The 13,154-nt window shown below is 65.2% G+C and carries 13 protein-coding genes and 1 tRNA gene; 6 read left to right on the forward strand and 8 right to left on the reverse strand.

The features are described from left to right. Position 1: 1 nt before the first annotated feature. A complete protein-coding gene (gene dnaE, locus U1763_RS12180) occupies positions 2 to 3,565 on the reverse strand; it encodes a DNA polymerase III subunit alpha (protein WP_332755427.1) in 3,564 nt (1,187 codons plus the stop codon). 105 nt (positions 3,566 to 3,670) lie between these two features. Here dnaE and U1763_RS12185 point away from each other — a divergent pair, with 105 nt between their 5' ends. Further along, a complete protein-coding gene (locus U1763_RS12185) occupies positions 3,671 to 4,264 on the forward strand; it encodes an HdeD family acid-resistance protein (protein WP_332755428.1) in 594 nt (197 codons plus the stop codon). A gap of 222 nt (positions 4,265 to 4,486) precedes the next feature. On the opposite strand, the gene U1763_RS12190 is transcribed toward U1763_RS12185, so the two are convergent. The 6 genes from U1763_RS12190 to U1763_RS12215 all read right to left on the reverse strand — a co-directional run bounded on the left by U1763_RS12190 (position 4,487) and on the right by U1763_RS12215 (position 9,131). Beyond that, positions 4,487 to 4,966 carry a glutathione peroxidase gene (locus tag U1763_RS12190; RefSeq protein WP_332755429.1) on the reverse strand — a complete coding sequence of 160 codons (480 nt, stop codon included), beginning with the start codon at positions 4,964 to 4,966 and terminating at the stop codon, positions 4,487 to 4,489. Beyond that, positions 4,963 to 5,559: a GNAT family N-acetyltransferase gene (locus tag U1763_RS12195; protein WP_332755430.1), complete on the reverse strand. Its 597-nt coding sequence runs from the start codon at positions 5,557 to 5,559 to the stop codon at positions 4,963 to 4,965. Before U1763_RS12195 ends, U1763_RS12190 begins: the two co-directional genes overlap by 4 nt. Then, entirely contained in the window at positions 5,556 to 6,230 is a 675-nt protein-coding gene (locus U1763_RS12200; RefSeq protein ID WP_332755797.1) for an ABC transporter ATP-binding protein, read from the reverse strand. The genes U1763_RS12195 and U1763_RS12200 overlap by 4 nt, the downstream gene beginning before the upstream one ends. Positions 6,231 to 6,261: 31 nt before the next feature. After that, a complete protein-coding gene (locus tag U1763_RS12205; RefSeq protein WP_332755431.1) occupies positions 6,262 to 7,512 on the reverse strand; it encodes a lipoprotein-releasing ABC transporter permease subunit in 1,251 nt (416 codons plus the stop codon). Positions 7,513 to 8,182: 670 nt separating this feature from the next. After that, the gene (locus U1763_RS12210; RefSeq protein WP_332755432.1) at positions 8,183 to 8,869 is read right to left on the reverse strand and encodes a hypothetical protein; all 687 of its coding nucleotides are present in this window, start codon (positions 8,867 to 8,869) and stop codon (positions 8,183 to 8,185) included. 172 nt (positions 8,870 to 9,041) lie between these two features. Next, positions 9,042 to 9,131, reverse strand: a tRNA-Ser gene (locus tag U1763_RS12215). Positions 9,132 to 9,286: 155 nt separating this feature from the next. Here U1763_RS12215 and hspQ point away from each other — a divergent pair. The 4 genes from hspQ (at position 9,287) to U1763_RS12235 (ending at position 11,298) form a co-directional block, all read left to right on the forward strand. Next, entirely contained in the window at positions 9,287 to 9,682 is a 396-nt protein-coding gene (gene hspQ, locus U1763_RS12220) for a heat shock protein HspQ (protein WP_332755433.1), read from the forward strand. A gap of 244 nt (positions 9,683 to 9,926) precedes the next feature. Beyond that, on the forward strand, positions 9,927 to 10,274 hold the full coding sequence (gene rplU, locus U1763_RS12225) for a 50S ribosomal protein L21 (protein WP_107963253.1): 348 nt from the start codon (positions 9,927 to 9,929) through the stop codon (positions 10,272 to 10,274). A 13-nt stretch (positions 10,275 to 10,287) separates the two neighbouring features. Further along, complete coding sequence (gene rpmA, locus U1763_RS12230; RefSeq protein WP_132738101.1) at positions 10,288 to 10,578, forward strand: 50S ribosomal protein L27; 291 nt, start codon at positions 10,288 to 10,290, stop codon at positions 10,576 to 10,578. 174 nt (positions 10,579 to 10,752) lie between these two features. Continuing rightward, positions 10,753 to 11,298, forward strand: a complete 546-nt coding sequence (locus U1763_RS12235) for a GNAT family N-acetyltransferase (protein ID WP_332755434.1) — start codon at positions 10,753 to 10,755, stop codon at positions 11,296 to 11,298. A 269-nt stretch (positions 11,299 to 11,567) separates the two neighbouring features. Here the strand turns inward: U1763_RS12235 and U1763_RS12240 are convergent, their stop codons facing one another. Next, positions 11,568 to 12,437, reverse strand: a complete 870-nt coding sequence (locus U1763_RS12240) for a metal-dependent hydrolase (protein ID WP_332755435.1) — start codon at positions 12,435 to 12,437, stop codon at positions 11,568 to 11,570. A 63-nt stretch (positions 12,438 to 12,500) separates the two neighbouring features. Here U1763_RS12240 and U1763_RS12245 point away from each other — a divergent pair, with 63 nt between their 5' ends. Next, positions 12,501 to 13,100, forward strand: coding sequence for a TetR/AcrR family transcriptional regulator (locus U1763_RS12245; RefSeq protein ID WP_332755436.1), 600 nt, complete (start codon positions 12,501 to 12,503; stop codon positions 13,098 to 13,100). Positions 13,101 to 13,154: the final 54 nt, after the last annotated feature.

The raw sequence follows: 13,154 nt of genomic DNA on the forward strand, positions 1-13,154 counted from the left end.
GTTAACCGACCAGAGCGAGCCTCGTTTCCGAGGTCTTCAGCTCGACCTTGGTGACACCGTGCAACGACTCGATGTGCTCGACAAGCTCCCCGTCGAGGAGAAAGTCGCGGCCTAGCAGGATGCAGACCTCGCCATCGGGGAGTTGCGCGCGGACACGCACTTCGCCGCGCGCGCCGCGATGCTCGGCGAGCAGCGCGGCTAGGCCGGCAAACGCGGTCATCTCGGAGATCGTCACGACCACCTGGAAGCGCGCGAGGTTGGCGAGGCCCTCGAATGGCTGGATGCGCTTGATGCTGACGCGCGGGGTGTCCTCGCCGGGCTTGCGGTCGAGCTCGACGGTGATCAGGCCGCAGCCGCCGGCCTTCGCCGCCTCTTCGAGATCGCGCGAGACCTGTTCGTCGAAGCAGGTCGCCATGAACTGGCCGCTGGCGTCCGAGCATTGCGCCATCATGAAGCGCTTGCCGCGGGCGGACGTGCGGTAGCGCGCGTCCTCGACCAGCACCGCCATCGTCGCGCCGGCGCGGCTGCCGTCGTCGGGGATGTTGAGCTCGGACAGCGCAGTGTAGGCGCGGGCGCCGTGGCTGTTGGCGATGTGGCGGTGGCGGTCGACCGGGTGCGCGGAGAAATAGAACCCGAACGCTTCCTTTTCCTGGTCCATGCGCTGGCTGAGCGTCCAGCGGACCGAGGGGGGGAGCTTGATCGCATCGCCGGCGGGCTCGGCGTCGCCGAACAGGCCGCCCTGCCCGCTGGTCTTCTGTTCGTGCGTGCGCGCGGCGATCGCGAGGATGGTTTCCGCAGTGGCGTGGATGCCGGCGCGGTTGGGCTCGAACGAGTCGAACGCGCCGGCGGCGGCGAGCGTCTCGAGCTGGCGCTTGTTGAGGAGGCGCGGGTCGACTCGCTTGGCGAGGTCGTCGAGGCCGGCGAACGGGCCGTTCTGGACGCGCTCGACGATGAGCTTTTCCATTGCGCCTTCGCCGACGCTTTTCAGGGCACCGAGCGCATACCGCACAGCAAGGTTGTTTCCCCGCGAAGGCGGGGACCCAGTCTGGGCACCCGCCTTCGCGGGTGAACATTCTGCTGGTTGGGCGTCAGTATCCGCCAAAACCTCGACATCGAACTCGGCCTGGCTCGCGTTGATGCAGGGCGGCAGCGCGGTGATCCCCAAGCGGCGCATGTCATCGGTGAAGATCGCGAGCTTGTCGGTCTGGTGGAGGTCGTAACACATCGAGGCGGCAAAGAATTCGTGCGGGTGGTGCGCCTTCAGCCACGCAGTCTGGTACGCCAGCAGCGCGTAAGCCGCCGCGTGGCTCTTGTTGAAGCCATAGCCGGCGAACTTGTCGATCAAGTCGAACAGCGCGTTGGCCTCGGCCTTCTTGATGCCGTTGACGCTCAGGCAGCCCTCGACGAACCCCGCGCGCTGCGCGTCCATCTCGGCCTTCACCTTCTTGCCCATCGCGCGACGCAGCAGATCGGCGCCGCCGAGCGAGAAGCCGGCCAGCACCTGGGCTGCCTGCATGACCTGTTCCTGGTAGACGAAGATCCCATAGGTCTCCGACAGGATCGGTTCGAGCAGCGGGTGCGGGTAGTCGATCGCCTCGGTGCCGTTCTTGCGGCGGCCGAACGACGGGATGTTGTCCATCGGGCCCGGTCGGTAGAGCGACACGAGCGCGATGATGTCGCCGAAATTGGACGGGCGGACGGCGGACAGCGTGCGGCGCATGCCCTCCGACTCGAGCTGGAACACGCCGACGGTGTCGCCCTTTTGCAGCAGCGCATAGACGCCCGAATCGTCCCATTCGAGCGCCTCGAGATCGACCGTTACGCCGCGCTTGGCGAGCAGTTGCACCGCCTTCTGGAGCACCGACAGCGTCTTCAGCCCGAGAAAATCGAACTTCACGAGGCCGGCGCCCTCGACATATTTCATGTCGAACTGCGTGACGGGCATGTCGGAACGCGGATCGCGGTAGAGCGGGACTAGCTGCGCCAAGGGCCGATCACCAATCACAACGCCGGCGGCGTGCGTGGACGAGTGGCGCGGCAGGCCCTCCAGCTTCATCGCCAGATCGAGCAGCTTCCGGACGCCGTTGTCGTTGGCGTATTCCTTCGCCAGTTCGCCAACGCCGTTGAGCGCGCGTTCCAGCGTCCAAGGGTCGGTCGGGTGGTTCGGGACCAGTTTGGCGAGGCGATCGATCTGGCCGTAGCTCATCTGGAGCACGCGGCCGGTGTCCTTGAGCACCGCGCGCGCCTTCAGCTTCCCGAAGGTGATGATCTGCGCGACCTGATCGCGGCCGTATTTCTCCTGGACGTAGCGGATTACCTCCACACGCCGGGTTTCGCAGAAATCGATGTCGAAATCGGGCATCGACACGCGTTCCGGGTTCAGGAAGCGCTCGAACAGCAGACCCAATTTGATCGGATCCAGGTCCGTGATCGTCAGCGACCAGGCGACGACCGAGCCTGCGCCCGAACCACGGCCCGGGCCGACCGGGATGTCATGGTCCTTCGCCCACTTGATGAAGTCGGCGACGATCAGGAAATAGCCGGGGAAGCCCATCTGGACGATCACGTCGACCTCGAACGCGAGGCGTTTGCGGTATACCTCGCGCCAGCCGTCTTCGCCTTCTCCGTGGAGTTCGGTGATACGGGCGAGACGCGCTTCGAGACCGGCTTCGGCGTCGTCGCGGAGGAGCTTGGCCTCGCCTTCGATATCGCCGGCGAGGCTGGGGAGGATCGGCTTGCGGTACGGGGCCATCACCGCGCAGCGCTGCGCGACGACCAAGGTGTTCGCGATCGCCTCGGGCAGGTCGGCGAACATCTCGTGCATGACCTTGGCCGGCTTCATCCAGGCTTCTGGGCAGCTGCGGATGCGGTCCTCGGTCTCGACATAGGTCGAGTGCGCGATGCAGAGCATGGCGTCGTGCGCGTCGCCGAACGCGCTCTCGGTGAAGCAGCAGGGGTTGGTTGCGACGAGTGGCAGGTTGCGCTCATAGGCGATGTCGATGAGGTCGTTTTCGGCCGCCATCTCGATCGCGTCGTTACGGCGCGAGAGTTCGATGTAGAGGCGGTCGTCGAACAGCCCCTGGAGACGATCGAGATAGGCGCGGGCGCGATCTGGCTGGCCTTCCGCGAAGAGCCGCGCAAGACCGCCCTCGCCGCCCGCGGTCAGCGCGATCAGGCCGTCGGTGTGGCGTTCGAGCGCGGCGAAGTCGACATGCGCGGGCATCTCGATCGGGCGGTCGAGATGCGCCATCGAGACGAGCGCGCAGAGGTTGTCGTAGCCGGTCATGTTCTGCGCGTAGAGCGCGAGCCAGTCGAACTGCGTCGCGACGCCGTCGGGCATGTCGGGGCGGCCGACGCCGAGCATGACGCCGATGATCGGCTGGACGCCGTCCTTCTTGGCAGCGTCCGAATAGGCCATCGCGGCGTAGAGCCCGTTGCGATCGGTGAGGGCGGCGGCTGGGAAGCCGAGTGCGCGCGCCTGCTTGGCGATCGCCTTCGGATCGATGGCGCCGTCGAGCATGGTGTAGCAGGAGAAAACGCGGAGGGGGACGTAACCGGAATGCATCGACCGGAGGTAGGCGCTGTGGCGTGATTCGACCAGCGGGGATGAGTCCGATCGGAACCCCGGACACGACGAGCCGTTGCGGCGGGGACTTCTGGGAGCTTTATTATGACCGATCCACGCGGGCGCTTTGCCGATACCGAAACCACGGCTGCGGGGACGCCGCGGGCAGGCGCTGGCTGGGGATGGATCCTGGCCTATGGCGTGTTGTCCGTTGTGCTCGGGATCATGGCGTTCGCGTCGCCGTTTTCCGCGACCTATGCCGCGACTTTGGTGATCGGGGCGTTCTTCATCGCGGCCGGAATCGTGTCGATCGTGTCGGGGTTTGCCGGCAAGGGGCATGAAGGGCGCGGCTATGCGATCGGGTTCGGGTTGGTGTCGCTGGTGATCGGGCTGATCATGGCGTTCGAGCCTGCGACGGGCGCGATCTCGCTTACGTTGCTGATTGCGGTTTGGCTTGGTGTGCGCGGGGCGCTGGAGATCGGGCTCGGGGCGCGGTTTCGGCGTGGCAAGGGGTTGATGATCGCGCTGGGGGTGGTGAACGTCGTACTGGCGGTGATCGTGCTGGCGACGTTGCCTTGGTCGGCGTTGACGTTGCCGGGGTATGTGCTGGGGATTAGCTTCTTGTTTGGTGGGGTTACTTCGGTTGCTTCCGCGCTGGCGCATAAGAAGGGCGCGCCGGCGTTTTCAGTGACCGCGTAAGTGTTCTCCCGCGAAGGCGGGAGTCCAGTCTGGGCCCCCGCCTTCGCGGGGGAACATTCTTACTTTTGAATTGCGCTGCCATCCTGCATACTGTGCCACCCCGGCGGAGGCCGGGGCCCAGTTGGGGGACGTCGCTAACTGAGGCCGGCGCTTCGTTACTGCGACCTTTCCAACTGGGCCCCGGCCTTCGCCGGGGTGGTGCCGTTTGTGGGGTGACTGCTTCTAGAGCAGCTTCTCGATATCCTTGCGGATGTCTTCGGGCTTTGTCGTTGGGGCGTAGCGGTCGAGGACGGTGCCGTCGCGACCGACTAGGAACTTCGTGAAGTTCCACTTGATCGCTTTTGACCCGAGGACCCCCGGCGCGTCCGACTTCAACCGCTCGAACAGCGGGTCGGCCCCTGCCCCGTTGACGTCTACCTTGGCGAAGATCGGGAACGTCACGTCGTACGTGAGCGTGCAGAAATTGGCGATCTCCGCTGCATCACCCGGCTCCTGCCCGCCAAATTGGTTGCACGGGAAAGCGAGCACTTCGAACCCGCGCTCGGCATAGTCGCGGTGGAGCGCTTCGAGGCCATCATATTGCGGTGTGAAGCCGCATTTCGAGGCGGTGTTGACGATCAGCAGCACCTTGCCGCGATACGACTCTAGCGAAGCCGCGGAGCCGTCGGCGGTCTTTACGGTGAAGTCGGTGATCGCGGTCATGGGCGGTCCTCGTTGCGGGCCAGCAGATACGCCAGGTTCTGACGCACGCCCGGCCATTCGTGGCGGAGGATGCTGTAGACGACGGTGTCGCGCAAGCGGCCGTCGGCCATCACCTGGTGTCCGCGCAGCACGCCGTCACGCCTGGCACCGAGGCGTTCGATCGCGCGCTGCGAGTTCTTGTTGAGCGAGTCGGTGCGGATCTGGGCGCATTCGCAGCCGAGGGCGTCGAACGCATGCGTCAGCAGCATCAGCTTGGCTTCGGTGTTGACGCCGGTGCGCTGTACGGATTTGGCGTAGAAGGTGCCGCCAATCTCAAGCCGCTTGTTGCCCTCGTTCATCCGCATGAAGCGCGTGGTGCCGACGACGATGCCGCCAGCCACCACCGCGAACAGCCGTGCCCGCCCGAAGTCCTGTTCGCGCAACGCCGCCGCGAGCCAGCGGTCGGGCGCCTTCATCATCGCGACGTTGGCGTAGAACGTGTCCCATAAATTGTCCGCCGACGCCGCCGCGACCAGCGCGTCCATGTCGTCGGCGACCAAAGGGCGGAGCGTGACGTGACGCCCGGTGAGCGTCGGCGTCTCGCCCCAGCTCACGCCAGCCGTCCCTCGTGCAGCCGAAATACGCGGTCCATGCGCGCTGCCAGCCGTTCGTTATGCGTCGCGACCAGCGCCGCCGTCCCCTGTTCGCGAACCAGGCGGACGAACTCGGCGAAGACGATGTCCGCAGTATGCTCGTCGAGATTGCCGGTCGGCTCGTCCGCCAGCACCAGCGCAGGCTTGTTGGCGAGCGCACGCGCCACCGCGACGCGCTGCTGCTCGCCGCCGGAGAGCTGGCTCGGGCGATGCGTCAGGCGGTGACCCAGCCCGAGCTGGGTCAGCAATTCCGCCGACCGCGCATCCGCCTCGGCGCGGGTGGCGCCGTGGACGAGCTGTGGCAGCACGACATTCTCGGTCGCGTTGAAATCGGGGAGAAGGTGGTGGAACTGGTAGACGAAGCCGAGGCTGTCGCGGCGGACGACCGTGCGCTCATGCGCGTTGAGCTTGGCCGCCTCGGTGCCGGCAATCCTGATCGATCCCTGAAAGCCGCCCTCGAGCAGACCCACGGCTTGCAACAGCGTCGACTTGCCCGAGCCCGATGGACCGAGCAACGCGACGATCTCGCCCGGTGCGATCGCGAGGTCGACGCCGCGCAGCACGTCGATCGTCGCGCCACCCTGCGTGAAGCTCTTGGTCAGCCCGCTGGTCTGGAGGACGTAATCGTCCATACGCTCGATCTGACGATCGATTCGGAGACCTTCATTCATAACGCAGCACCTGCACGGGGTCGGTACTCGCCGCTTTCCAGGCCGGATAGAGCGTCGCGAGGAAGCTGAAGATCAACGCCATCGCCGCGATCACGATGATCTCGACGGGGTCGGTCTTCGACGGGAGTTCGGTCAGATAGCGGATCGACGGATCCCAAAGGTTCTGGCCGGTGACCAGCTGGACGAAGTTCACCACACCCTGTCGGTAGAACAGGAAGATGAAGCCGAGCCCGAGCCCCGCCAGTGTCCCGAGCGCGCCGATCGTGGTGCCGACGACGATGAAAATCCGCATCAGCCCCCCTCGCGTCGCACCCATCGTCCGCAAGATTGCAATGTCGCGGGTCTTGGCGCGGACCAGCATGATCAACGACGACAGGATGTTGAACACCGCGACCAGGATGATGATCGACAGCACGGTGAACATCGCCACCCGTTCGACCGCCAGCGCCTCGAACAGCTGCGCGTTCATCGTCCGCCAGTCCTGGATGATCGCCTGCCCGCCGATCTTGTCGGCCAGCGGCTTAAGGATCTCGCCGACCTTGTCCGCATTTACCGTCTTGATCTCGACCATGCCCGCCGCATCGCCCATCAGGAGGAGCGTCTGCGCGTCCTCGATCGGCATGATGATGTACGCCTTGTCGTAATCGTAGACGCCGATCTCGAAGATCGCCCCGACGGTGTAGCTGACGATCCGCGGCACGGTGCCGAACGGCGTCGTCTGCCCCTGCGGGCTGAACAGCGAGATTTCCGAGCCAACCTGCGCACCGAGCGACTCCGCCAGCCGCGAGCCAATCGCGATCCGGCCGCTGCCTTGCGTGATCGACGATAGCGAGCCCATCACGATCTTGTTCTGGATCGTCGAGTTGCGGCGGATGTCGTCGACGCGCATCCCGCGGACCAGCACCGCCTCGGCGCGCCCGTTATAGGTGGCGGCGAGCGGCTGTTCGATCAGCGGCACGGCGCTGGTCACGCCGGGGGTCGCGCGGGCCTGCGCGACAATCTCGCGCCAGTCGGGCAGCTTGCCGCCGACGCCCTGCACCACCGCATGGCCGTTGAGCCCGACGATCTTGTCGAACAGCTCGGCGCGGAAGCCGTTCATCACGCTCATCACGATGACGAGCGCGGCGACGCCGAGCATCACCGCGACCAGGCTGATCGAGGCGACGAGGAAGATGAACGCCTCGCCTTTGCCCGGCAGCAGATAGCGGCGGGCTATCATCCGTTCGTAGCGGGACAGGATCATGGGCAGCCGGGTTCGATCGTTAGGGAAACAGTCCTGCGGCTCTAGGACGCGGCCCCGCGCGAGGCAACACGCGCAAGGTGGCGCGCGAGTTGGAGGGGAGCGGAGATCGCAGCGTCATGGGTATGCTCTCGCCGATGGCTAGATTGGTATGTTGCGTAATCGCCACAGGGCGTATTCAATCGTGCCGCAGCACGCGCAAACACCGTGACAAATCCCGGCAACATAACTAGCAAAAACCTCGCTGAGACACCGGCAACGGCCGTGGTTCGGGGACTGCTTTTACGCCGCACGCAAGTGCAGAGCGGAAGCACAAAAATGGGGGCTGACGAGCGATCGTCACGCAGGCGCCCGGATCGGCAACGGTCCGGGCGTTTGCTTGTCCGCCGTAGTTCGTTGCTGCATCTATACTTCGTGATACTTGGCGGATCCGTAACCTGGCGGTGTTTGCCGCGCCGTTCATGCATCGATGACGACGGACAGGCGCATTGCACTTGGTCGGAAGTTCGCGCGTGCCAAACGGACGAGAGAGGTGACGCTCACGCATGTCACGCCCTCCCCCTCCGTCGCCTTAGACGCCACCCCACCCTGGCGGGGGAGGATTTAATCACGCCCCCCCCGGCCGGCATAGGATCAGCCGTCGAGCCGAGGTCGCTCCGATGTCAGCGCGATGTCAGCGCCGCGCCGATGCGATCGCCTGCCCCGTCAGCGCGCCTTGCTCGGAAGTCGCTGGCGCGGGCTGGGCCATGGCGGGCGCCATGTCGGGACGCACCTGCGTCGCCGCGACCTGCTGCCATGGCTGGACCGCGAACCTTAGATCTTCCGCGAGATAGGCGCGAACGACGGTGCCCGGCGGCAATTGCGCGCTCGTCCCGTGCACGAGAAAGCCCAGCACCGACGCAAACATGATCGTCGCGACCGAAGTGATCGTTCCGCTGGTCCCCTCGTCGTTCGCCTGGCCGCTCAACCGGACCGGACCGTTGGGCGTATCGATATAGAGCAGCCGGATCTCCAGCTTGCCCTTCTTGCCGAAATGCCCGTTGCGCTGCACCGCTGCGACTTCGGCAACGGCGACCGACCCTGCGGGGATCACGACTTGGCCGCGGTATGACAGGCTCTCCGCCACCTCCAGATAGAGACGGTCGCCCGGCGCGTTCATTTTGGTCGACACCTGCGTGCGCGACCGAAGCGTCAGCGGCGTCCCCATCGGGAAATACGACATCAACGCCGGACTCGCGGCGGTCGTCACCGGCGCTGGCCAATAGGCAAAATTCTGTGCGCCGGCAGATCCCGAACTCGCGAGCAGCGCGGCCCCTGCCATGACGCCTGCCTTTACGCCCGCCTGTACCATCGTCTTCATCACGCTTCCCCCGTTACTGTGGGGCATGCGCTACGACCCATTCGTGTCGAACCGCCGAAAGAGCAGAGTTTCTGCAGCTTTAACCACGCGGTCTTAGCCACGCGAAGCGCGAGTTCACGCACGGACATGGGGCCCCAGCAAGGGCGATGTATCCAGCGATGTCAGCAAATAATGGCGGAGAGGGTGGGATTCGAACCCACGGTACCCTCGCGGGTACGCCGCATTTCGAGTGCGGTACATTCGACCACTCTGCCACCTCTCCGCAGGTCATCCAAGGTGCTGCGAACAGTCCCTCCGATCGGTCGAAGCGCGGCCTCTAATGAAGTGCCCCTGGGTACGCAAGCGGATTTCGGGGTTGCGGGCTCCAGCTGGCGCGTTTTCCTTGTGCGGCGCAAAACAGACCCTAAATTGGCGGATATGCCCCGACACGACAGTATCGCTCACGACATCACCAGCCCGCTCATCCCCGTCGAGGTGCTCGCGCCGCCGATCTCGCACGCGAATTTCTCGATCGGCGACGTCGTGCGGCACCGGCTGTTCGATTTCCGCGGGGTGATCTTCGATGTGGATCCCGTCTTCGCGAACAGCGACGAATGGTATGCGGCGATTCCGGAGGATATCCGTCCGCGCAAGGATCAGCCGTTCTACCATCTGCTCGCGGAGAACATGGAGTCGAGCTACGTCGCGTATGTCAGCCAGCAGAACCTGGTGCCGGACGATAGCGACGAGCCAGTCGATCATCCGGCGATCTCGGGGTTGTTCAGCGACTATGCGGATGGCCGGTATGCGCTGCGGCAGGTTCACCGGCACTAAGGCGAATCGCGCCGTCGTCTAAAGACACTTATTCTCCCGCGAAGGCAGCCGTCCGGTCTGGGTCCCCGCCTTCGCGGAGAAACAATCTTGCGACGGTGCGGTAGACGACACCACACTCTTCATCTTTACCACCCTCCCGCGCCCCTTCGCGGTTGACAACTCTGCCCCCCTCCCTTAGCTGCCCGGCTTCTCCCGGCGGACCTTGCGTTCGTGGGGCACATGTATTTGGAAAGTGACAAGGGCCATGTTCGCAGTCGTGCGCACGGGCGGCAAGCAGTATCGCGTCGCCGCCGGAGATAAGATCGTCATCGAGAAGATCGAGGGCGATGCAGGTGCGTCGGTGACGCTTGGTGACGTTCTGCTGGCGGGCGAAGGCTCGGAGCTGCGGTCCGTCGAGGGCTTCGTCGTCGCTGCAGAGATCATCGCGCAGGCGAAGGCGGACAAGGTCATCGTCTTCAAGAAGCGTCGTCGTCACAACTATCGTCGTAAGAACGGCCATCGCCAGCAGCACACGATCCTGAAGATCGTCAGCGTTGGTGGCCAGACCGCCAAGAGCAACGAGGGCGACACCGCCCCGGCCGCTCAGGCATAAGGAGTAGCTTCAGATGGCACATAAGAAAGCAGGCGGCTCTTCGCGCAACGGTCGCGATTCGGCCGGTCGTCGCCTCGGCGTCAAGAAGTTCGGTGGCCAGGCGTGCGTCGCCGGCAACATTCTCGTGCGTCAGCGCGGGACGAAGTTCTACCCAGGCACCAACGTCGGTATTGGTACGGACCACACGCTGTTCGCGCTGGTCGATGGCCGCGTCGTGTTCAGCCAGGGCAAACTCGGGCGCAAATTCTGCTCGGTCGAGCTGGCAGCGAACGACACGGCAGAGATGCCGGTAGCAGCCGAATAACATCGGGTAACCATCCGGGTTGCCCACCAGGGTGACCCGGGTCGCGAAAGCGAACCTGAACAAGGGAGACGGGTCACCCCGGCTCCCTTTTTTATTGCTCCCTCCACGCGGCTGTCGCGGTCCCGTCATCCCGACGTGGCATGCGCGCAGCCAATGACGCGATAGGAGAGAGCCGTGTTCGCGCGCACCAAGAGACTGACGTTGCGGCCGGGTTGGCCGGAAGATGCGCCCGCACTGGCGCGGGCGATCGGCCATGAGTCGGTGGTCGCCAAGCTGGCGCGTGCGCCGTGGCCGTATGCGCTGGGCGATGCCGAGGCGTTTCTGGCGCAGCCGCGTGGGCCGCACGACCCACATTTCATGATCGAGACGATGGAAGCAGGCGCGCCGCGACTCGTCGGCGGGATCGGTATCCGCGCGGCGGATGCGGGCCATGAACTTGGCTATTGGCTGGCGCCTGACGCATGGGGTCGCGGCTATGCGACCGAAGCTGGCGAGGCGGTGGTGGCGATGGCGCGGCATGCGCTGGGCCTGCGCCGGCTGGATGCGTTTCATTTCGTGGATAACCCGGCGTCGGGGCGCGTGTTGGCGAAGCTCGGGTTTCGGCCTACGGGGCGGGTCGAACCACGGACGTCGCGCGGGCGGGGTGGCGAGGCGCCGGCGGTGATGTTCGAGCTGGATCTGGATGACGACCGATGTGCGCCGATGCCTTTGGCGGCGTGATTTAGACCGCCGTTTCCTAAGCACTTACCACCACCCCGGCGAAGGCCGGGGCCCAATTGGAAAGGTTGCAATAACGGAGCGCTGACCTGCGTTAGCGACGTCCCCCAATTGGGCCCCGGCCTCCGCCGGGGTGGATTGATGTCAGATGGCAGCCTGCGAGTCATGTTCCACAAAGCTCCGTCATCCTGACGAAAGTCAGGATCCAGGGTAACGGGCGCAGTCGCTAATGGCTCTGGATCCTGACTTTCGTCAGGATGACGGGAGAAGGCTCAGGCCACCGCCACCACCCGCTTCGCTATCGGCAACACCGCCGCCTCATACTCGCTCTCCGCCAGCCCGATCAGCGCGCGGTCGTCGTGCTTCCACGGATGGAACCCCGGCAGGAAATAGGCAGCCCAGACACCCGCGACCTTCCGCGCCATCCCCGGATTACCGAACGCGTACCACGCCATCCGCGCCCACACGCGCGGTCCGGTCATCCCGTCCTGCCGCAGCAGTTCCGCCATTCCGCGCGCACGCCCGGTGAAGAAGCGCCAGGTCGTGATCAGCATCACCTTCGACTTGATCCGCCACCGCAGCAGCCGCGGCCAGTCGCGCGTGGCGTGCAGCCAGGTGTCGTAGGCGACACCCTTGTGCTCGATCTCCTCGGCTGCGTGCCACAGCCACAATGCTGCCGCCTGCTCGTCGCCACCGGCCAGATGCTTCGGATTGGCGATCAGTTCGTGCGCCAGCATCGCGGTGAAATGCTCGAGCGCGGTGGTCGCGGCGAGGCTCGCAATCTCGGGTTTGTCCTTGGTGATCGCCAACTGCGCATCGACATCGGCCATCAGCGGAGCGACGTCGTAACCCTGGTCGGTGACGTGGCGGTTGAACGCGACGTGCTCGCGGGTGTGGATCACCTCCTGCTTGATGAAGGCGTTGATCTCGGTGTGGAGCTTGGGCGGCGTGCCCTCGCGAAACTTCCTGACGCTGTCGACGAAATAGCCCTCGCCCTTCGGAAACGTCACCGACAGTGCATTATAGAACGCGGTCGCGATCGGATCGTCGTTCAGCCACCAGCGACGAATCGCAGCACCGCGACCGAAGCGGCGGTCGCGCGGGGTGATCGTCAGATCGGCAGGCGTGGTTGCTTTCGCCACGGAAACCTCCAAACAGGAATGAGCACTCGTTACTTACATTGATGTAAATAGGTTTCCCGGTCCGTGACGTCAACACCGCGCAAGCGACTCTCCCCCACCGAATCGCGTGAAGCCGCCGTCGAGGCTGCGCGCGCCCTGCTCGTGGAGAGCGGCCCAAGCGCGGTGACCTTGAAGGCCGTGGCAGGCCGCGTCGGGCGTACGCACGCCAACCTGCTGCACCATTTCGGTTCGGCGGAGGCGCTGCATACCGCGCTGATCACGCGGATGGCGGCGGACATCGTCGGGACGATCGGCGCGGCGGTGCTGCGCGTGCGGGCGGGCGAGCTCGCCCCGCGTGAGGTTGTCGAGATGACCTTCGACGCGTTCGGCAAGGGCGGCGCGGGGGCGCTGGCGAGCTGGATGATCCTGTCGGGCAACACCAATGCGCTCGATCCGATCCTGACCGCGATCCACGACCTCGTCGACGAGCTGGCGGAGGGCGACATGCCCGGCGACCAGCCGATCCAGGAGCAGACGTTGACGCTGGTGCTGATGGCGCTCGGCGATGCGCTGATGGGCGCACCGATGGCGCGCGCGCTCGGGTTGCCGGTCGGCAAGGCACGCGAACTGGCGCTCGATGCGTTGCTCGCGAGCAAGGATGCGGCCGCTCCAACCTGCGCCTGAAGCGATCGAGTCTTTGCGCGAATCGCAGAGGGTGGAGATTTTCGCCAATTTCGC

The sequence above is a fragment of the Sphingomonas sorbitolis genome (genome assembly GCF_036663875.1).
Lineage (GTDB): Bacteria > Pseudomonadota > Alphaproteobacteria > Sphingomonadales > Sphingomonadaceae > Sphingomonas.